This is a genomic window from Propionigenium maris DSM 9537 (assembly GCF_027925155.1).
Classification (GTDB): Bacteria; Fusobacteriota; Fusobacteriia; order Fusobacteriales; family Fusobacteriaceae; genus Propionigenium; species Propionigenium maris.
Genome location: NZ_BSDY01000008.1, coordinates 42,290 through 61,811, shown reverse-complemented (window position 1 = coordinate 61,811; position 19,522 = coordinate 42,290). Strand labels below are relative to the sequence as shown.

Annotated in this window: 22 protein-coding genes; 1 reads left to right on the top strand and 21 read right to left on the bottom strand. The window is 33.3% G+C overall.

All coding sequences use genetic code 11. From position 1 onward, the window contains the following. Positions 1-11: 11 nt before the first annotated feature. From QMG11_RS09760 to QMG11_RS09660, 21 genes are all read right to left on the bottom strand, one after another. Positions 12-575, bottom strand: a complete 564-nt coding sequence (locus QMG11_RS09760; RefSeq protein WP_281835591.1) for an NUDIX hydrolase — start codon at positions 573-575, stop codon at positions 12-14. Positions 576-1,123: 548 nt separating this feature from the next. Next, on the bottom strand, positions 1,124-1,345 hold the full coding sequence (locus QMG11_RS09755; RefSeq protein WP_281835590.1) for a zinc ribbon domain-containing protein: 222 nt from the start codon (positions 1,343-1,345) through the stop codon (positions 1,124-1,126). Positions 1,346-1,468: 123 nt separating this feature from the next. Further along, on the bottom strand, positions 1,469-2,158 hold the full coding sequence (locus QMG11_RS09750; RefSeq protein WP_281835589.1) for a DUF554 domain-containing protein: 690 nt from the start codon (positions 2,156-2,158) through the stop codon (positions 1,469-1,471). 537 nt (positions 2,159-2,695) lie between these two features. Continuing rightward, positions 2,696-3,301 (bottom strand): hypothetical protein, encoded by a 606-nt coding sequence (locus tag QMG11_RS09745; RefSeq protein ID WP_281835588.1) that lies wholly within the window; start codon positions 3,299-3,301, stop codon positions 2,696-2,698. Between the two features lie 242 nt (positions 3,302-3,543). Next, positions 3,544-5,742 (bottom strand): SEC-C domain-containing protein, encoded by a 2,199-nt coding sequence (locus QMG11_RS09740; RefSeq protein WP_281835586.1) that lies wholly within the window; start codon positions 5,740-5,742, stop codon positions 3,544-3,546. A 604-nt stretch (positions 5,743-6,346) separates the two neighbouring features. Further along, a complete protein-coding gene (locus tag QMG11_RS09735) occupies positions 6,347-6,751 on the bottom strand; it encodes a hypothetical protein (protein ID WP_281835584.1) in 405 nt (134 codons plus the stop codon). A gap of 66 nt (positions 6,752-6,817) precedes the next feature. Beyond that, the gene (locus QMG11_RS09730) at positions 6,818-8,464 is read right to left on the bottom strand and encodes a recombinase family protein (RefSeq protein ID WP_281835582.1); all 1,647 of its coding nucleotides are present in this window, start codon (positions 8,462-8,464) and stop codon (positions 6,818-6,820) included. Between the two features lie 60 nt (positions 8,465-8,524). Beyond that, positions 8,525-8,671, bottom strand: a complete 147-nt coding sequence (locus QMG11_RS09725) for a hypothetical protein (protein ID WP_281835580.1) — start codon at positions 8,669-8,671, stop codon at positions 8,525-8,527. Positions 8,672-8,730: 59 nt separating this feature from the next. Continuing rightward, positions 8,731-9,090 carry a hypothetical protein gene (locus tag QMG11_RS09720; RefSeq protein WP_281835579.1) on the bottom strand — a complete coding sequence of 120 codons (360 nt, stop codon included), beginning with the start codon at positions 9,088-9,090 and terminating at the stop codon, positions 8,731-8,733. A gap of 73 nt (positions 9,091-9,163) precedes the next feature. Beyond that, positions 9,164-11,395: a DEAD/DEAH box helicase gene (locus QMG11_RS09715; protein WP_281835577.1), complete on the bottom strand. Its 2,232-nt coding sequence runs from the start codon at positions 11,393-11,395 to the stop codon at positions 9,164-9,166. 206 nt (positions 11,396-11,601) lie between these two features. Continuing rightward, positions 11,602-12,417 (bottom strand): hypothetical protein, encoded by an 816-nt coding sequence (locus QMG11_RS09710; RefSeq protein ID WP_281835575.1) that lies wholly within the window; start codon positions 12,415-12,417, stop codon positions 11,602-11,604. 339 nt (positions 12,418-12,756) lie between these two features. After that, complete coding sequence (locus QMG11_RS09705; protein ID WP_281835573.1) at positions 12,757-13,158, bottom strand: hypothetical protein; 402 nt, start codon at positions 13,156-13,158, stop codon at positions 12,757-12,759. 112 nt (positions 13,159-13,270) lie between these two features. Then, a complete protein-coding gene (locus tag QMG11_RS09700) occupies positions 13,271-13,639 on the bottom strand; it encodes a hypothetical protein (RefSeq protein ID WP_281835571.1) in 369 nt (122 codons plus the stop codon). A 20-nt stretch (positions 13,640-13,659) separates the two neighbouring features. Then, on the bottom strand, positions 13,660-13,950 hold the full coding sequence (locus tag QMG11_RS09695) for a DUF960 domain-containing protein (protein WP_281835570.1): 291 nt from the start codon (positions 13,948-13,950) through the stop codon (positions 13,660-13,662). 612 nt (positions 13,951-14,562) lie between these two features. Beyond that, a complete protein-coding gene (locus QMG11_RS09690) occupies positions 14,563-15,441 on the bottom strand; it encodes a hypothetical protein (RefSeq protein WP_281835569.1) in 879 nt (292 codons plus the stop codon). A gap of 401 nt (positions 15,442-15,842) precedes the next feature. Next, the gene (locus tag QMG11_RS09685; RefSeq protein WP_281835568.1) at positions 15,843-16,175 is read right to left on the bottom strand and encodes a hypothetical protein; all 333 of its coding nucleotides are present in this window, start codon (positions 16,173-16,175) and stop codon (positions 15,843-15,845) included. 1 nt (position 16,176) lies between these two features. After that, on the bottom strand, positions 16,177-16,404 hold the full coding sequence (locus QMG11_RS09680) for a hypothetical protein (protein ID WP_281835566.1): 228 nt from the start codon (positions 16,402-16,404) through the stop codon (positions 16,177-16,179). After that, positions 16,361-16,666 (bottom strand): hypothetical protein, encoded by a 306-nt coding sequence (locus QMG11_RS09675; RefSeq protein WP_281835565.1) that lies wholly within the window; start codon positions 16,664-16,666, stop codon positions 16,361-16,363. The genes QMG11_RS09680 and QMG11_RS09675 overlap by 44 nt, the downstream gene beginning before the upstream one ends. Positions 16,667-16,723: 57 nt before the next feature. Further along, the gene (locus tag QMG11_RS09670) at positions 16,724-17,236 is read right to left on the bottom strand and encodes a DUF1643 domain-containing protein (protein WP_281835563.1); all 513 of its coding nucleotides are present in this window, start codon (positions 17,234-17,236) and stop codon (positions 16,724-16,726) included. Positions 17,237-17,362: 126 nt separating this feature from the next. Continuing rightward, positions 17,363-17,905 carry a hypothetical protein gene (locus tag QMG11_RS09665; protein WP_281835561.1) on the bottom strand — a complete coding sequence of 181 codons (543 nt, stop codon included), beginning with the start codon at positions 17,903-17,905 and terminating at the stop codon, positions 17,363-17,365. Between the two features lie 35 nt (positions 17,906-17,940). Next, entirely contained in the window at positions 17,941-18,297 is a 357-nt protein-coding gene (locus QMG11_RS09660) for a hypothetical protein (protein WP_281835559.1), read from the bottom strand. A gap of 408 nt (positions 18,298-18,705) precedes the next feature. On the opposite strand from QMG11_RS09660, the gene QMG11_RS09655 reads away from it, so the two are divergent. Beyond that, positions 18,706-19,506: a phage antirepressor KilAC domain-containing protein gene (locus tag QMG11_RS09655; protein ID WP_281835557.1), complete on the top strand. Its 801-nt coding sequence runs from the start codon at positions 18,706-18,708 to the stop codon at positions 19,504-19,506. Positions 19,507-19,522: the final 16 nt, after the last annotated feature.

The window sequence follows — 19,522 nt, the reverse complement described above, 5'->3', positions numbered from 1 at the left end:
GCTCTGGTTAGTTAATTCCCCAGGGCTTTAGCCTTCTCCACTATCTTCCTATAGATGGGGATCATCTCAGGTTCATTGACCTCTGCCTCCATCTCCTCTATGGGAATCCACTTAACTCCGCTGTTCTCATCCTCCTTGATGGTCAGGATTTCATCCTCTTCAGCTATGAGAACATAGGTGGTATTGAGATGCAGGTGGACATTCACATATTCCCCCCTCTTTATGTGGGCTGGTACCGGAATGATATCCAATGTTATCATCTCCTGAGTCAGGGGTTCTATCTTGGAGATCCCCGTCTCCTCCAGCGCCTCCTTTATGGCTACATCCAGGAGGTCTCTGTCTCCGTCTGCATGCCCTCCCGTCCATCCCCAGGCATCGTAGATGTTGTGGTGAATCATGAGGGTTTTGGTCAGACTCCTATTCATTATAAAACCCGAAGAGGTAAGGTGGGCCAGCCTGCTGCTTCTATTTAATATATCATCTCCCATGAGGTCTATATACTCCAGGATGGCTTTTTTATCTGCCTTCTCCTGGATTGTGGTTGCTTTAAAGTTTTTTATCTGCTCTCTATACAAGGCAATCCTCCTTTATATACTTTATAGGAAGATTATATATTATATGGGGGGAATCCTCAATGGATATGTTACTTCTGTCTTGATACAGAAGTAACCAAGAGATCAAGACTTTCACAATGCCTCTTAGGTAACACTATTAATACTTCGGCCTTTGTGAGCTACAGTCCTCACTCCCATAGTTAGAATTTGTATCCATCGTTGCGGAACTTATTCTGTTTGACGGTCTAGGTAGGCTTTTTAAGTACAAAGTTAGATCGGCTGTTCAAGTCGGACTAAAAAAGAGTCGGATTTATTCCAACTCTTTAAATAGAAGTTTAAGTTTTATACCTTTCTCTTGAAAGAAAGGTACCCAAAGTTCAAGACCTTCAGCAATTGTCTTTTATAGTAAGTCGGTGTTTCCGAGACTTTTTACAGGCTCCGAACGGGCCCAAGGGAGTTCAACGTCCCGAAGTTTAAATCTTCTGTGAAGTTCGACGACTGCTTTCGGTCAATCTAAAAAAACTCATGAATCTAAATAGATTCATGAGTTTTCCAGTGATAGTTTATTTTTATGCCTCTTCCAATATTCTTTTTACCGTGCTCTTGGACTTTAATTCATTACATGTATGACACCAGAAACTTACCGATCCGCATGCAGCCAGCTTCTCAACTTTATCTCCACACTTATTGCACAGACCGGCTACCCTATAATCTACATTACACTCCTCGCACCTGTAGACACCAGTACTTTGATTCTTTTCCAATTCCTTGTTGCATTTAGGACAATTCATAGTCCACCTCCTATGTAAGTTATTATATAGGAACGGTTTTATATTCCTTAATATTTAGAAGGGTTACTTTTAATCAAAAAAAGCTAAGGATTTCTCCCTAGCTTATATCTATCTTTAAACAGCCTATATAAATAAGTATATAATTATAGGAATAAATGGTGCCAAACTAAGGTTTGCAGCCTTTATCTTGGTTATACCCAAAATATTAAGCCCTATTGCTATGATCACAAGGGAACCTACACAGGTTACCTCACCTATTACAACTTCCGATAGAAAGGGGGAGATAGTTCCTGCAAATAAAGTTATTGCTCCCTGGTAGAATAAAATTGAAAATGCCGAGAAAAACACACCTATCCCCATGGTTGCAGACATTGCCAGTACCACAAAGAGGTCGATAAATGCTTTGGCATAGAGTGTTTCATGGTTTCCTATAAGACCGCTTTGAAGGGAACCAACTATTGCCATTGCACCTACGCAAATTACCATGGTAGAGTTAAGAAAACCTTCTGCCAGGGACTCCTTTTTATCTGTATTTGATCTAAATCTATCTTCCATGGCAAAACCAAACTTCCTCAATCTTTCGTCTATATCTATAAGCTCCCCGATAACTCCTCCCAGAGCTATGGATCCGATTGTTACCAATATATTTTTCCCTGCCAGACTCCCCGATACTCCAACATATAGTACACATAGCCCCATACCGTTCATTACATTATCGATTACCTTTTTATTGAATTTATTTCTAAAGAAAACTCCAAATAAAGATCCCAGACCAACTGCAACAGAATTTGCTATTACACCACTTAATATCATTTCTATCCTCCAGAATTTGATTTGAAGTATTCTATCAGGTATTTGGGGATTGGTAAAGAGATACATTCATTCTTTGCTCGTCCAAAGAACGAATCAAGAAAGGACGCCTCTTTGAAAAAAAATTAGTGTTACCTTTGTCTTGATACAAAGGTAACCGAAAAATCAAGACTTTCACAATGTCTCCCTTGTGAGATTTTTAATACTCCGACCTTTATGAGCTACAGTCCTCACTCCCCAAGTTAAGATTTGCGTTCATCGTTGCGGAACTTATTCTGTTTGACGGTCTCGGTAAACCTTTGTAGGTACAAAGTTCTATCGGCTGTTTAAGTCGATAGAAAAACCATTTTACTTCTAATGCCTATTAAGACTATTGGCTAGCACTCCTCTTTTCCCCTTTGAATATTCTTAATTCTTCTAAATTCTCAGAACTTAAGCGCTTCACAACTTATCTGTTCATTTATTATTAGAAGCCTTAATACTTCATTGACATTAGTATCAAACCACTCATCACCACGAGCTTCTTTAATATTCTTTTCTTTAAAAAAAATGATAATGGATAAACTTCTCTAATTCTTTGTATTTCTCATGGAAAATCACAAATTCTAATATTGGATTTTCTGGAATCCCTGTTCCTACTTGCTTTATGACTCTGCTATAATCTTTTTCTTTTGAACTTCCAATCTTACAAGGCCAAGTTTCTTTCCCACTTTTTTTATATTCTGGATAATAGTAAAAATAAACAAACCCTTCTAATGTTATATCTCCTATAATACGTTTAGGCTCTATTAAGTTAAAAGCATCTATTTTTTGTTTTTTCTTCTCTAGAGACTCCTTTTTCTTAAGCACCTCTTGATGAAAATTATCATCTCTATCTCCTAAGTCAAACTTCCAATTCCCTTGAGTTATATTTACAGCTTTTCCATTTAACTTTAAAATAGATAAGGCCTTTTTTATAACATTTCTTTGTACATCCTTTCCTTCATGAGGCATACCGCCAGCTTCTAAATGAATCCCTACTATTATTTCTTTTATTTCTTTAGTTTTATAAGGTTTATTAGATTCTAAATTATTAATTATAAGGTATTTAGCAATACCAGATGTCAAAGGGACACCTTTATATTTATAATTTTTTACTACTGCCATTATCCCACCTCCTAATATATTAACTCTATTTTAATAACTTCTTTTATTTTTATATACTAAAAAAGAGGCATAAGCCTCTTCTTTTCTTTATCTAAAGACCGTTGTGGTCTTAAATTCATTTGGTGGAAGTGACCTGTTGCTCACCTAATCCTCTACTATAAATATACCCTATATTTTTCAAGAAGAGATAGAGGAGAAAATAAAGAAAACTAGCTACCATTAGGTAGCTAGTCTCAATTTTTCTAATTCAAACAACATTTTTTATATTTTTTTCCACTTCCACAAAAACACTTTTCATTTCTTCCTAACTTTTTCTTCTTTTTTATTTTCTCTGGTTCTTTCTTTATTTTTTTGGGGTCCTCTAATATTTTTTTTATGTATTCTTTATAAGGATCTTTTTTTAATATCAATTCATATATAGCTATATTGTCCTCTTTCCCCATTATCTGTATAGGACGAAGCTGCTCACTAAAAGCTTTTTTAAATGGTTCTATCGTTATAGGGTTTTCTAAAAATTCTAAGAATTCTTTTACTGTCGGTTTACTCTTTTTACATAGAGATAATCTTTTGTAAACTGAATCATCTGAAGCAAATACCTCTGTATTTTTCTTTACAAAGTAACATAATAAAGAGGTTGAATCTATAACCTTTATATTATCTTCCTCAAGAGTTGTAAATTCATAGATATTAGTACACACTATTTTTATAATTTTCTCCTCTTTGAAAGGTTTTTCTGGAAGATCTAGGGTAGAAAGTTCTTTTATTTTCTCCCAATCCTTTTCTACAGACTCACTTCTCCTTTTTATTTGCTCAAAAGCTTCTTTTAATGTTTCAAAAGAATTATATCTCTCTTTATCAGTATATGGTACCTTTAAATGCTTAAACTCCATCAAAATTAAGCAATCTTCAAAAGTTCCAATAAAATCATATTCTATCTCTCTACCGTCAAATGCTTCGTACTTTAAAGCATCCTTATTTACATTAATATGAGGATTTAGGCTTAATGCCTCACGAATCTCTTTTTCAAATTGTATTCCTTTTTTAGCAACATCCTCTGATGAGACTTTATTTACAAGCATTTCTATCATTCTAAAAATATTTAATTGTAAAATTAAATTAGTAGAAAATATCACATTATTACCCCCTACATATGGAAGTGGTTGTGAAAACAAGTCTAATTTTAAGTCTTTTCCAAAAACGTATGTTTCTATAATTTGTTTTGCTTTTTTTAGTTCAATGTCATGTACATTTGAAAAATGACCTATTAATTTATCTAAACTTACTAAAGGAACTAATAAATTTTGATTATTTTCTGTTTCTATGAACTTATTCTTCTCAGCTTCTTGGTATATTAGAGCTAAAGTCTGTAAATACTCACAGCCCAATATATATTCTTCAATTTTTATTTCTGATATACTAGTATCAAAATAAATAGGAGCTAGCAACTCTTTAGAAGCTCTTGAAAGTTCATTTATAAAGTAATTAAGTTCCAAGTACTCCTCTTTAGTTATTCTAAATAAATTATCTAAGAGTCCCATCGTTATATTGTCAGAACTTTTTACTATTTTAGTATAAGCTTCTCTCATCTCTCTTTCTTTTTCTTTTATAATATTATTACCTATAGAATTTACTCTATAGGTATACCTATGAGTTGCAACATGCTTCATTGCTTCTATTTTTTTATTATTGGGATAAAATTTTTCTACCTCTTCTTTTGATTCCAACTTCCAGTCAGCATATTTAAATCTGCTCCAGATATCTTCTAATAATTTTCTATGATGTGCTAAATGCATAATTTCTTCAAAGCCTGGGTTCATATAAGGCGATATCCAGTCATTACTTTTATCAAATTCTTCTTCTATACTATCTTTATGCTCATAAAAACATAAATTGTATAGTGCTTCTCCTGATTCTATCAACCCTTCTAAATGCCCTCTATCTGGAACTACTATTTCCCTACCTTCTACAGCATATTTTGCGACTTCTTTTTCCATTCCAGTCACAAACTCTCCTTCTTCTACTACTTTCTCTTTAGACATGTATAGTCTTTGAGATTCAAAAAATGCCATAAAACTATGAATTTTTTGTAAAAAGGTATGATTTTTAAATTTGTTATCTTTTAATCTTTCGTTATTTAACTCAACACTTTTAAAGATAGTATTAATTGAGTTCATTATTTCTAATAACTCTCTAAGATATGCTAATGATTTCACATTATCTTCTTTAATTTCTTCTGCGATAACTTTAATGATAGCCCTTATAAAAAAGTCATTATCTTCCTTATTACATTTACGGTTTAATGGCTCTATTATAGTATTTCTCATTAATACTGCTTTTTTTATATTTTTAGGCTCTTCTTTTATTAGATTTTTTAACCCTTCAACCACTTTTTCTTCATTCTTATTTTTAATTCCCCTTTTTATTTCCTCTAAAGCAACCATGATCTCACCCCTAATTTTTTATTTTATCCCACTCAATAATATACATTAAATTTAGATTTAAAAACAAGTCTTTTGTTTATTTTATAAAAATAAAATCACATTAATAAACATCTCCTATACTCCTTACACCGTTTCTATACGTATTAGAGTCCAAGGCTCATTACACTCGAACTTACAGGGAGCTTCTAAATATTACATTAATAAAATTTAGAAAAGAAAGTAACAGCATGAATGCACATTTAGTTAAATTTGAAAGGAATAAGCACCCATATAAGCTCCCACTTATGATCAACTCCAAGATAGCTGATATGTTGAAAAAATACTCTAAGGGTCATAAACTTACTAAGTCTTGTCTTATTGAAAATCTGATCTTTAGAAATCTTGAAGCTGAAAAGATGGAGCTGAAGCTCTATAGCATAGGGTACATTTCAGATGATAGAACTTTAGTGATTATCTCTAGGGTAGATTCTTTTACTCTAATTTGAGATACAAAAAAAGAGCTAAGAATTTCTTCTTAGCTCTTACTTATATCAAAACCGCAAACTTTACAGTCGTGGATTTCATGGTGGAAGTGAGCTTCCACACACCTGATCCTCGACTAGAACTATTCTGTTATGTGTTGATCGTAACAGTCTTCACAGAGATTACCATGTTCCCCAGCATCTATAACTGCTTTATCATCACAATGTATACAGCCACCTAATCCTACTTCTTCTTCTTCTAATAAGTCACCAAGTAAATCATCAAGTTCTTCTACTTCAAAGTTCCCTGCACCATTTTTAAACTCGGTAATTTCAAAGTTAAGATTTTCAATCCTTTTTTCAATCGCTTCTTCTCCTGATAAAATATTGTACACTCCCCAGTGCAAACCTTCATTATCATTGTGTTCTTTTAAGGTTAGTTTCTTTAATATTTGCCAAACCTGATTTTCTTGTACTTCAGAAAAATCTTCTTCATACATCACTTCTTGCCACTTGTCACAATTTAAATCTCTTGCTATATCGTTCATTCTTCCTCCCCCTTATTTAAATTAATTTTAGGGTTTTAATATAGCACTTTTGAGGTTTTATTTCAATTAGTTTAATCCATATTGACTTGCTTCTCTACTATACTTATATCCCCTTTCTCTTAGAAATTTATAGTAGCAAGCTTGGCTATTCTTTACATACAAGTCATCTCTCTTTTTCTTTATTTGCTCTCCTGACTTTAGCCCTTCAAAAACAAAAGAAGCCACGTTGAGCTTCACCTCAACGTGACTTTCATATACAATTACTTCCTTCACAAAATCCTTAATAAGCTTCCTACACTCAGGTAAGTTCCTTGTCTTGACATATCCCTTCAAATGATTAAGCTTCTCTCTAACAGTCTGTATATCTATATTTGGGGCTATTACCTCTTTAGAATACTTACTTTTCTCTAGCTTTAGTCTAGTTTTTTCCTTTTTAAGCTCCTCAAGCTTCACTTTGAACTCCTCTTGAGCAAATCCGTCCATAATGGCCTTTATGATATTTCCGATCTGGCCATCTAAAGTAGATATCTCCTTCTCTATGTAACTCAGTTTCTCTCTATAAACGTTATTCTCCTGATCTACATACTCGTTAACTCTCTCTACTATGCTAGAAGCTGTTTCATTATTCACCAAGAAATTTTCTAGCTCTGTTAAAACATAGTCCTCGATATACTCCTTCCTAATCTCAGGAGTCTTACATTCGCTTGCAGCACCTTTCTTATGTCTGGCACCACAGCGATAAGAAATGTAAAGTGGTTTCCCTTTAGGCTTTCTTCTATTACCATACATTGCATGTCCACAATCACATTTTATGATACCCGATAGAAGATATATTTCCTTAGCCTTCTGCCTACCCTGACCATGCTTCCTAGTTGCCATTAAAGCTTGTGCTTTCTTATAATCTTCCTCTGAAATGATTGCGGGCATTCCTCCCTTAACTCTGATGATATCCTTTTCATCCTTGGTCTTATGGTTATTTCGTCTTCCAAAGGCATCTTTAGAAGCTGATTTATTAAACACAAATGTACCACAGTATTTTTCATTCTTTATTATCCCCCTTATGCTGTTAGTCCCGAATGAAACGCCTTTTTTAGTCTTGTAGCCCCTCCCATTAAGTTCTTCAACTATACTCATAACTGTATGTCCTTGCAGGTACTTCTCAAAGATTATCCTGATAGACTTCGCTTCCTCTTCATTAATAACGTACTTCCTAGTCTCTTTATCTACATCGTAACCTAAAGGTGGCTTGCCTCCTATATGGATCGCTTTCCTGCTCTGCTCTAACATCCCACGTGTAACAAGATTAGAAAGGTTCTTGCTATAATAATCTGCCATACCTTCTAAAACGCTTTCAAGTATTACCGACTCTGGATTATCTGATAACTGTTCTGTTACACTGACAACCTTAACACCATTTTTCAGAAGTTTCTTCTTATAGAAAACAGCATCATATTTATCACGACTGAATCTATCCAGCCGAAATAAAAGTAATACTTCAAACTCACCTTTTTCACTTTCTCTTATCATCCTTTGAAAGTCTGGCCTTTTATCAGTTGTAGCAGATTTTGCTCTATCAATATAAGTTTCTACAACTTCTATATTGTGACTTTTTGCATAATCATTTATTGCCCTGAGCTGAAAATCAATACTCTCATTTTTTTGGTTCTCACTACTATATCTCGCGTAGGCAATTCCTCTAATTTTCTTTTCCATGTTTTATCTCCTTTTTTGTTAAGGGAATAGGCTATTCGCCTACCCCCATTTTTTCTAAATCTATCCTTGAGTTATCATTTGAGCTACTACCCTTGAAAGACTTTCTTGGATATTTTCCCCACTCACACTACCAGTAAGCTCTTGAATACTATCCCTCTGATACTCCCTCCTATAGAGCTTCTTCCTATCAATAACTGTTAATCTCATCTCAATTCCTCCTATCTAAATTGATCCAACCCAACACATTACAAGACTATAATATATAGTTATTTTTTATTTATAAACGCTTCCAACTGACCTCTGTCCCATAATCCTAAAATTTCTTCATACATTTCACTTGTCCAAACAACAGATTTTGACAACCTTGGATTAGAAGTCTGTTCTAATTTTTTTACTTCCATATAACCCCTTTTGTCCATAAGTATTTCTGCCTTAATAAACTTTCCCTCTAGTGTTTCGGCTAAAGCTTTTAGTTCTAAAGGGATAGAGTAGTAGGTTTCATCAACATTTCCATAAAGCACTTCATCATCAAAATCCTCTGTAAGACTCTGAAGTTTCCCTTCCACGCTAAAGAAGCATTTTTCCTCCATTTTTATAAAGTTCTTCATTTTTCTAATATTTATCATCTTTTGATCTCCTCCAATTATTGTATTGTGAGAAGAGAAGACCTCTTCCCACTTAACTTCTACTCTTTTATTTCTATGCTGCTTCTAAGCCTTCAACTTTAGAAGCTTTTACTTCTTCTTCACTTACATTATCGTTAGAGTCACCGGAGTTTTCCTTAGTTGTGACATCTTCTGGAAAATAAGGAGATGGTATAGGTTTATCCATCTCACCCTCACACTTCTCCATCCAGTGCTTAAAGTCCAGGCTAAAATATACATTACTTTTACCTTCGATAGGATCATCTACATTCAGCTCTGGTGCGTTTGGTGCGACGACCTTGTCTACATAAAGATCTACCAGCTTAGTTTTTATCTTTTCATCTAGTAATTCTTGGAACTCATCTATGTACTTTTGATCCGTTATATTAAAGTTTTCAAGAATACTTTTTGCTGTATGTAAGCCTTTGGATTCTTTATAATGAACCTTTTTACCATCTTTTGTAGTAGATTTCTGTTCTAGGATAAATAGCTCATTCCCTCGTGTTGTGAGTTTATTTCGGGTATAATCCTTTCCTAGAAGGTTCTGATGCTGTACAAGTGTTTTTTTCTCTTCTTCCACAGTTGCACCTTTTTCATAAAGGTTATAAACTATTTCAAAGCTTTTATATCCAATGTCTCTTACAACCTCAGGATCATCTTTTAATCTTGAATAAACATAGGATTGAATATAGCTTCTAATCTTATTCTTCTTCTGATTAGGACCATATGATTTCATCATCAGCTCATAGGCAAGTCGATATTGAAATCCCAACGCCATATACATCCCAAATGTCTCAAAGAGAACGGAGGGCACCGTTACCTTTTTGCTCCATTTATTAGAAGAAAAATAATCTTTAGGTTTTTCACTTCGATAACACTCTAAAGCAAACTTTTGAGTGTCTAGAGCTTGAAGAGTTTTTAGTTGCTGAGATAGCTCTTTAGCGTTCTCCTCTTCTGTTCCCTCTAAAACCGAATCCGCATTTGTTCCACCACTTGATTTCAGGTCATACCCTTCTATCACTGTGGCAAGTCCATATTTAGAAAGTTCCTTTTGTAGAAGCTCAGGGTTAGTTTGAAGACTCCTGTAGTAGTTTTCATACTCAGCATTCCTTAATGCTTCCACATCCACATAAAACTTCCCTTCACTCTCCTCCTTTATATAGAACTCTTCATCGAGGGTATCTTCAACTAAGCTGAATTTAAATCGAAGATATTTCTGTGTTTCATCCTTCATATCGGTAAAACACTTTTCAATATCCCCTTTGATAGAAGCTGCTATTCTTAGCCTATTTGCTATCACTCCCTCCACCTTTTCTCGTGTATATCTATCTTCAGGCTTTCTATCCTTAGTATCTCCTTTGATGATTACATAGTGCTCCCCTAGGCTCACTCGGGGTCTAGCTGAAAATTGCCTTATCGCATTAGGGTCACCATTCTCAATATCAATTACCACCTCCACTTCTTTTAGGTTCACACCTGCATCCAGAAGTGAGGTACAGAATATCACTTGATATTCACTAGGTATGGTCTTTTCTCTTAGGAGCTTCTCCATCACTCCTGTTTTATTTTTATTTTCAGAAGTAAGAACCTCTGAGGAAATTTTGGATTTCTCTAAGCTCTTCTTGAACTGGGTCAGTGTGTTTTTATGGTTCATCTTTACAAGACACCTCTTTCCTTCTGCTACCTTCTTCCTTATAAGATCAAGGGCTACAGCCTTATTTGAACTTTTTCCAGAAGTCAGTATTTTAGATCTCCCTATGATGCTTTTAGGTTCCTCTGGTTCAAACCTCAGGACCTCACCATATAAATCGTGCTTTAAATGGTTTATAGTTGCCGATAAAAAAACCGCCTCCTTGGACTTCTCAACTAACTTCTTAACTCTTAAGATAGCGTCACTTCTGAAGTTAGCCTGCGATTGTAGGTTGTGTGCTTCATCTAAAACTATCAGAAGATTTTCCAAATTAGATTTCAGAAAAAATCCTGCCTTGTCATAGGTAGCTACTACAACGTTACTTTCACTCCAAAGTCCTTCTTTCACTTCATCACCATGCACCCCTGGAATACCATATTCATCAGCTATCTGAGTCACATTAGACACATTAGGAACCAAGAATATAGTTTTCCCCTCCCTATCTTTTGCAAGTTGGATAAAGGTATAGGTTTTTCCACAACCTGTAGGGGCTTTGATCAGTAGTCTCTTGTGCTCTACCAGCTTTTCTTTGATGACTGATAGAGCAACCTCCTCCGAAAGAAACTTTGAGTACTTTGTTACATTACTTTGCTGCATAGTAATACCTCCACAAAATTTATATTTAGTTCTCGATGTGCTAAGAAACCGTTATCCGATCTCTTTGCTGTTATTTTGTGGTACCACTTTCTGTCGACTCCTGTAGTATACAGATATTTTCTTAAGGGGTCGAAATATCAAAAAAATTAATTTCGAACTTTTTGTATATAATAACTTTCCCAATAAAAAAAGAGGTTTTCACCCCTTTAGTATCCTATCGATTCTAAAAATTTAAACTTAATATTCTTTGAATTTTTATTTGTTTCTTCAATATTATTATTAAGACCTTCCTTAAAAGCATTTTCAATATTATAAAACACTTTATTTAAAGTCTTATCAAATTGATCAACCAATGCTATTCTTACGTTTAACTCTGCTGTTTCTAACTTTTCATATCCATCTATCAATTCGTAAATCTCACTAAATCTTCCTAAGTTATTTTTATAGGACATCAACATATCAAACTTAAAATGAGATGAGAAAGAATTAAAAACTTGATCTCTCATTTCTGGATCTTCTATGTATATTTCTAAAAAATTATATAATTGATGAAAAAACATTTCTAAATCTATATATGTAATTCTATCCTTAGCTTGAGTTGTATACATATTCAATAATGCCTGGCTTGTCCCTAGCTCTATCAAAATAAATATTACTATTAGAATTTGAGCCTTAACGAATTTAAAATGCTTCTCACTTGATAAAGTATAGTCCTCTTTAGAACCTATTTTCTCTATGAAAATTAAAAATCTATCATTCATAGTTGTTTCGCTCACTAGATCATCATAATCTATCTTTTTAATAATTTTTATGATGGCTTTCAAACTCAAAAACTCTTCATCTTTTTCCCTAAGTTCAAAATCTATGATTTTATCTAGTGCCTCTTCTTTCTTTAGCCCCTCATAATAAAATTTCTTCTTTTCTACTGCTTTTTTACCTATTAACCCATAGAAAATTTCATCTTTAACTATTTTTCTTTCATGTATTGTATTACATATACGTAAAAAATCTTTAAACTTCATTTATCCCCCTCTATATAAAACAATAATATTTTTGAAAAAATACATCTTATTATAGTACTTTTCTAGTACTTCTGAAACCTTCACTTGAACTATTGTATCTATAAAATGCTTATCTTCAAGATTTTATACCCAAAACTTACAACTTATTTTCTTTAGAATTTTATTCCTTACTTTCGGGTTTTATCTTATACTGTTATTTCTATGATTTTTATAGGTAGTTTTGAAAAGGGTTTATACCTTTAGGTATATATTATTACCCTTTTCAAAACTAGATAGAAAACATCATACCCAAAACTTAGGATACTTTTTCTTTAGAATCTATATTTCTTACTTTCGGGTCTATCTTTCCCAATGTTCAAATATTTCATATCCCTCTACTCTATTGAACCTTTCTACTATTTCCTCTAGCAGTCGATCCAAAGTATCATCGGAGCTATTATACTTTTCCAGTAGTTCTTCTATTGCCTCCTGTACTTCCTCAACATCAAGGTTATTAATCTTCAAAATGTATAAAATCTCTAGCTCAAAATTTTGTACGTTTAAAGAAAATTGATAGACATGGCTCAGATACTTACATTTTAGATATTCCTTCAAAAAATATCCGTACAAATGACATATCCCATCATGCACTACTGGAATTCCCTTTATATACTTTTCAATTTCATCGACCATTCTATCTCTTGATTTAGAATTTATAGCATCATCCTTTACTATTATCTCTCCAATTTTTATTTTCTCCATCTATTCCTCCTACATCAAAAAAAGAGAAACTCTTAGCCCCTCTCTCCGTTTTCCGCTTCCTCAAAACTTAGGATAGTCTATTTTTAAAATTATCTCTCCTTACTTTCGGGTTTTACCTATTATATTTCAATGAAAATTGATCTATCACATCATCTATACAACCTGAAGCATTGATCTGCTCCATCAACTCATCTATATCATCTGAAATGAAGTATTCTGAATCATTTTTCAGATAGTCCACTATATCACCATCTTCAATCTCCTTTAGTAGATTAGTAACAGACAGCTTTTCTACTACAAATTTCTCCATTGAATCTACTCTATCCTCTATAGAATTCCAAAGATTGTCTACATTATGATTTTCTCCAATTATCTTTTCTATATCTTCAATTTCCCAATTCATAGAGATATACTTTTCTATTTCTTCTTTTCCTATTCTTTCTAGTATTTCTATTGGATCTAGCGATACAAAAATATTCATTCTCCCTCTCCTTTTTAGATTCAATATTCCTCTGCCAACATAACAGTAGTATGATCTCCATCATCAATCACAAACACTTTGGCTGTTACAGGTCTAGTGAATGCAAACCTATATATTTTCTTATATTCAGGCTCTTCCATTCTATGCTCCAATACTTGAATGTACCCTTCCTTGCTTAGCTCAAATACCTGCAAGTAGTCCATCTTAGATTTTATCTTCAATTCATCTATCAATTGGAATATTGTTAGTTGTAATTCCAGGGAGATCTCTTGCTGAAATCCTCGTGTCATGTATCTCTTGTTCTCAAACATTTTCTTTTCCTCCATCTTTTCCCAAAAGTTAGATCCTTTTATTTTAAGATTTACTCTCCTAACTTTCGTGTTCTGTTTCTACTACAACATCTTGTTATATTTTGTCAGTGATGATATACATATTGTGTTTTGAAAAGTATTTTATATATAAATCACATTGACTCCGTGAGTTGCTACATTACATTTTCCTTTTCATGATTTTCACTCATTAGTATCCTTGCTGTTAGATCTTGATCTCCTATTTGACTGAGTATTTCTTTCATTCTCTCTACAAACATCCTCACTCCCAACCTCAACACCCTTACGATAGAAAAAAGAAAAGAGATAGCCTTTAGGCTATCTCTCTTACTTATCAATATTATTTCCTATGATAGTTAATCCTGTTCCAACTGCTATTAGTATGGTTCCAAGCATACCTCAGACCTCCTTTCTTGATTTTTATTTTAACTATTCAGTATTTCCCACCAAATTGATAATGGTGTTCTTGGTCTTGGATTTATCCTTATCATACTTTCACCTCCTCATATTTCACATCAAAAAAGGCAGGTAGGATATATCCTATCTGCCTTTCATCTTTACTTTGCAACTTAATCATATTCAAGTTTCTTTATTTTAGTACAAGCTAAAAGATGCGTCTTCAAGATTTTTATCCCCTAGTATATTAACTGCCAAATAGTTAATATAGTCAGCATACCTAAAAGGAGTACCGTTAATTATTCCAACAGATCTTGAATATACTACTTCGTCCTCTTCACTCATTACCATAAATATAGCTGTTTCCATTATTTCTTTGGCTTTTGAATCATAAAGTGCTATCTTTACAGATTTACCTTTATCATCTTCAAGAACTTCCCACTCTGTCACAGCTTTCTTTCCTGTTCTCCAACTAATTTCTTCTTCAACTTCATCCACAAATTCTTCAATAGTCATATCATACCCTGGAACTACTTGAGCATCTTTAGTATTAGCTATTTCAGGATCAGACCCTAGCCCTAGCAATGATATGAATACAACTACCCCAATCACTATCCATTTCAACTTTCCCTTGTCTAACTTTCTTTGGTTTCCATCAAGGTTTACTGCTTCTTCTCTCATTTCAACAGTTTCCCCTCCTTCTATCCTTGCTATATCCAACATCTTATTTCTCACATATAGTAGATCTCTTTTATTATCATCTATCTCTAGTTCAATATTATTTCTTTCACAGTATTGTTTTAGTAGGTTTACCAATTTTTTTCCTACAAGATAGTTCATCCCCACAAGAACAAATGGAGCTACGAAACCACTAGTCATAAATATTACCAATGCTAGTCCTATCACTACGAAAATTGGCAGTATATACTCCCCTTCATTGAGTTCTTTCAATGTCTTGTTCAATGGATAAAACTTTGAAATACTAGCTATCCCAAATGACATCTTATGATACTTTTCAAAGCTCTCCTTTTCCAAACCTAGTTCTTTTACCGCCTCTCTAACTGTTATCTCTCTCATCTCTCTCCCCCTATTTATATTTTTAGTATCTTTATCTTTTAGTATCTAGTCAAATAAATTTTATTCCCTTGTAACTTTAGGTTAAGAATACTTAGTTTCTTTATCTTCTGAAACCTTTATGAGTCTTCCTGATCTCATTTTCTATCTTCACCTTGATCTGACATTCTCCCTTTTGTTGCTCTCTAGTTCTTTGAACTTTATTTTGTATAAGATTTTTCTATAAAGAATAGTGGAGATCACTCGATAATTATATACCATATAAAAAACTTTTTTCAAAATAACGTTCATTTTTAAAAGCTTTTTATTCTATAGATATTTAGCTAAGTCTACTAAATGATCAATCGAATTTTTAAACCACTTTTTGAATTACTTCTCTATCTCTATCTGTTTTATATTTTTTATTATTCCGATAGCCATTCATCATATTTTTTCCTTCTGCCTTCTTCCTTTTTCAAAGTATTCAAGTACTCTGTTATCAGCTTGTCTACTTCCTCTATACTTATTTCCATACCCATCAACTCATAGTTTTCTACTGTTGTCAGATCTTCCTCTTCATCCTGGCACTCAAAAAGATAGAGCTTTGCATGATCTTCTGAATAGTATATACCTTTACACTTATCTCCACTTATCACAATCCCATAGCCCTTCTTTAGGTTCTCCTTCATCTCTTCAATCGTTGTTACACCCTCAAATTCTATTCCTTCTTCCAATCCCAGTTCCTCAAACTCTACCATCCTATCTATACCTCCCTATTATCTCTTCTGTGTATCTTTCTAGCTCTGCTGCTCCATCTTTCCAATAGAGTTCCCTTAGCTCTGATACATCCACATCTTCGTCTGCCATTATAGATTTATAGTTGAGACCCCAAGACCTATTCATTGCTTGGTCATAGGAGTAATACTTCTTATCCATCAATACTTTAGCTTCCCATATGAGAGCCTTGTTCCATTCCTTTAGTACCATGATAGACCTCCTCTACACTTCCTGCTTCATCAGCTAGGTATGATACTAGTACTTCTTCACTCTCTGAAAGAACATGGATTACTACCTTATCTTCATCAATAGGATTTAGATAAGCCATGAAATCTTCATCATTTCCTTCCAGGATCATAGATATTCTCTCTGGTAGTTCTTCAATTCCTAGATAGATCCCCTCTATGGCTTCTTCTTCTACCTCTTTTCCTGTCAGCTTCTCTGCTAGTTCTTTAGACTCTGTTATATTCATGCTTCCCCCTTGAAATAGAAAAAGACAACCCCTATGGGTTGCCTTCGCTTATTATTACTATTTGAAATATGTTACTAGCTCCCACTGCAGCCTTACTGATGGTACAAGTGGATGATACAATGTTTCTCCACCTTTATCAGTTAGATAGAAAACTTTATCTTTGTATGCTTCTAAGCTAGATAGAAGCTCATCTATCCTCTCCTTTACAGTCTTATTACTCTTACCAATTGCTCCATAAGCTAGTATGATCTTTGTAGCTTTATCACATGATTGCATTATAGCTTTCAAGTTTTCTGTCTTAGCTTCTTCTGTCTCAGCTCTTGTAGCTAGTCTACCTATCATAGAATACAGGTTCAATATGTCTACTGATCCATAGTCTAGTTTAGAAAGATTATTAATTACTAATTGTGTAGTTAGATCTACTACTATACCGTCTGCATCGCTTGGATTAATCATTAGTACACAAGCTCTATCTTTAGCTTTATCCCACTCCTTACGCAAAATGTACCTATGTTTCTTATTTTCTGAAAACATAGCCTCTGTTTTTAGTGTTGTTTTTTCTACTACCATTATTACCTCCTTGATTGTTGGTTTTATCTCAAGGTAATAATATAAGTTTGAAGTAGGTAGTTTTTACGGTTTTTACTAACTCCCTATTTTCAGACTTTTCTTAAACTTTTTATATAGTTATTATTATTAATATTTAGCTTTATATAACTGTCCATCTTCTACGTAAAAACTTGTATATCCTCTACCTTTTACCGGCATTGATCCTATTTTATGTAGCAATGTTCTTTCAGTATTTTTTTTAATTTTATGATCATCAATATCATAAGTAATAGAATTACTTTTTAAAATTTCTATAAACATTAACTCAACAAAGGTGTAACTACCTCCTCCATTATTGTATACCTTTACTACATGGGTATTAGGCTCTAATTCTCCAATATATTGATATCCAAAGCCACCTTCACCTTCTTCTCTCCTATATTCAACATATGGAAATCCGTCTTCGCTTTCACGAACTTTATAATCACAATAATACCTATTAGAATCTTGTGAATCCCTTAAATTAATTGCTACAACCTGATCTCCTGTATCCGAAATCCAAGTGCTCATATCCTCTATAATTTTAGGATTAATAAAAGGCTCCTCCTTAAAACTTAAATCATTTATTCCTTCAAAAGCATACCCATTAATATTAACTAGAACTAACAATATAAATATTATTTTTTTCATTGTTCTCCCCATTCCTCTCATATTCTTAAGAATTATTATATAATTGACTCTTCCTCTTCATAAATAGGAATAAAGAGATTAAGCACTCCTAAATATCCTACTTTCTTATCTAGCCTATCAATTTGATATATACTAAAAATGTTCATATCTTTTCTTTTTATAGTCATTTTCCCCTGAAGTTCAATCCCTTCTAAAGCCATTTTTTCTAACCAATTTTTATCCATTTCTTCTTCTGTAATTTGTCTCGAATAATACGCCTCAAAACTTTCTTCTTTTGGATTAGTAACATACAAAACCATAAACCCTAACAATAGTATCACTATTGTTTTAAATGTGTGTTTAAATAATAGATACAAAATCAAACATAAAAAAATAATTAAAAACATTAACATAAAACTCTCCCCCTAATTTTTTATTTTCTCCCACACAATAATATACATTATATTAAGCCCCAAAAACAAGTCTTTTGTTTATTTTAAAAGAATAAAATTACATTAACAAACACATTGTACTCTTATTATATCGTTGCCGTATGTAGTAACTCTCTTAGCCTAATACATTCGAGTTTTCTCTTCCTCTCTAAACATTAAATTAATAATGTTTAGAAAAGGAGGTATTCAATATGAATACAAATTTAATTAGTTTCAAGAGAGGAAGCAACTTATCTAAAGTAACACTTATGCTAAATGATTCAATTTACAAGTTACTGAAAGACTACTCTAAGGATCATAGAATTACTATGTCGTGTTTAGTGGAAAATCTTATCGTAGCTAATCTTTCTACGATGGATGGTGAGAACAATGGAATTACAAACTTATAGTATGAATTCTGTTACTGAGAGTAGAGCTATGGATATTATCTCTAGAGTAGGTTCTCTTGCTATGATAGGTGAAATTGGTGCTACTAAGAAAATGGTTGCTGATTTCTTTAAGGTCAGCGAAAGAACCATTGAGAGAGTATTAGAGTCAAGCAGAAGTGATTTTCTCATGTATGGTGATTACAAGAAAAATAGGAAGGATATCAAAAAACAACTCACCGACAAATCTGTCGGTACCTTATTACCGAAAAGGGTTAGTAAGATTAATCTATTCAATCGAAAGCATATCATGTTATTTGCTTGTCACTTAGGTCAATCTTCTTATGTAGCTAAGAACATTATTCAATACCTTATTCAAGTTGAGAGTAATGCTACAAAAGAAGATAAGATGACTGCAATCTTTGAGCAGCTTATCAAATGGGATGAATTACCAGATGATTCAAAACCGGCTATCTTTATGAAAGCTATTAACTCTGTCAGAGAGTCTAAGGATCAAATTGCATTTGCTGAGAGTGTAGGTGAGTCTGCCAGTTTAGTATCTATCAATGACTTTGCAAAGGCTACATATGGAACCCTGGGATTAGGTCAAAGGAAGCTCTTCAGAGAGATGAGGTTTAACGGAATTCTTAATCATCAAAACAAGCCCTATCAGTATTACATCAATATGGGATATTTTGTAGTTATTACTAAAGTTATCAATGGTAAGGTTATCTATCAGACTAAGATTACTGGGAAAGGTCAGGTTTGGCTGCTTGCAAAGATGAAAATGATATTAGGGATATAGAAAAAAGCACATAGGG

What these genes read in the sequence shown, in the direction of transcription:
- QMG11_RS09730 (WP_281835582.1), bottom strand. Translation starts at nt 8,464, where the DNA reads ATGGAAAAGAAAATTAGAGGAATTGCCTACGCGAGATATAGTAGTGAG.
- QMG11_RS09740 (WP_281835586.1), bottom strand. Translation starts at nt 5,742, where the DNA reads ATGGTTGCTTTAGAGGAAATAAAAAGGGGAATTAAAAATAAGAATGAA.
- QMG11_RS09750 (WP_281835589.1), bottom strand. Translation starts at nt 2,158, where the DNA reads ATGATATTAAGTGGTGTAATAGCAAATTCTGTTGCAGTTGGTCTGGGA.
- QMG11_RS09660 (WP_281835559.1), bottom strand. Translation starts at nt 18,297, where the DNA reads ATGTTAATGTTTTTAATTATTTTTTTATGTTTGATTTTGTATCTATTA.
- QMG11_RS09680 (WP_281835566.1), bottom strand. Translation starts at nt 16,404, where the DNA reads ATGGTACTAAAGGAATGGAACAAGGCTCTCATATGGGAAGCTAAAGTA.
- QMG11_RS09670 (WP_281835563.1), bottom strand. Translation starts at nt 17,236, where the DNA reads ATGGTAGTAGAAAAAACAACACTAAAAACAGAGGCTATGTTTTCAGAA.
- QMG11_RS09710 (WP_281835575.1), bottom strand. Translation starts at nt 12,417, where the DNA reads ATGAAGTTTAAAGATTTTTTACGTATATGTAATACAATACATGAAAGA.
- QMG11_RS09685 (WP_281835568.1), bottom strand. Translation starts at nt 16,175, where the DNA reads ATGGTAGAGTTTGAGGAACTGGGATTGGAAGAAGGAATAGAATTTGAG.
- QMG11_RS09725 (WP_281835580.1), bottom strand. Translation starts at nt 8,671, where the DNA reads ATGAGATTAACAGTTATTGATAGGAAGAAGCTCTATAGGAGGGAGTAT.
- QMG11_RS09705 (WP_281835573.1), bottom strand. Translation starts at nt 13,158, where the DNA reads ATGGAGAAAATAAAAATTGGAGAGATAATAGTAAAGGATGATGCTATA.
- QMG11_RS09690 (WP_281835569.1), bottom strand. Translation starts at nt 15,441, where the DNA reads ATGAGAGAGATAACAGTTAGAGAGGCGGTAAAAGAACTAGGTTTGGAA.
- QMG11_RS09675 (WP_281835565.1), bottom strand. Translation starts at nt 16,666, where the DNA reads ATGAATATAACAGAGTCTAAAGAACTAGCAGAGAAGCTGACAGGAAAA.
- QMG11_RS09695 (WP_281835570.1), bottom strand. Translation starts at nt 13,950, where the DNA reads ATGTTTGAGAACAAGAGATACATGACACGAGGATTTCAGCAAGAGATC.
- QMG11_RS09715 (WP_281835577.1), bottom strand. Translation starts at nt 11,395, where the DNA reads ATGCAGCAAAGTAATGTAACAAAGTACTCAAAGTTTCTTTCGGAGGAG.
- QMG11_RS09735 (WP_281835584.1), bottom strand. Translation starts at nt 6,751, where the DNA reads ATGAACGATATAGCAAGAGATTTAAATTGTGACAAGTGGCAAGAAGTG.
- QMG11_RS09755 (WP_281835590.1), bottom strand. Translation starts at nt 1,345, where the DNA reads ATGAATTGTCCTAAATGCAACAAGGAATTGGAAAAGAATCAAAGTACT.
- QMG11_RS09655 (WP_281835557.1), top strand. Translation starts at nt 18,706, where the DNA reads ATGGAATTACAAACTTATAGTATGAATTCTGTTACTGAGAGTAGAGCT.
- QMG11_RS09745 (WP_281835588.1), bottom strand. Translation starts at nt 3,301, where the DNA reads ATGGCAGTAGTAAAAAATTATAAATATAAAGGTGTCCCTTTGACATCT.
- QMG11_RS09665 (WP_281835561.1), bottom strand. Translation starts at nt 17,905, where the DNA reads ATGAAAAAAATAATATTTATATTGTTAGTTCTAGTTAATATTAATGGG.
- QMG11_RS09720 (WP_281835579.1), bottom strand. Translation starts at nt 9,090, where the DNA reads ATGATAAATATTAGAAAAATGAAGAACTTTATAAAAATGGAGGAAAAA.
- QMG11_RS09700 (WP_281835571.1), bottom strand. Translation starts at nt 13,639, where the DNA reads ATGAATATTTTTGTATCGCTAGATCCAATAGAAATACTAGAAAGAATA.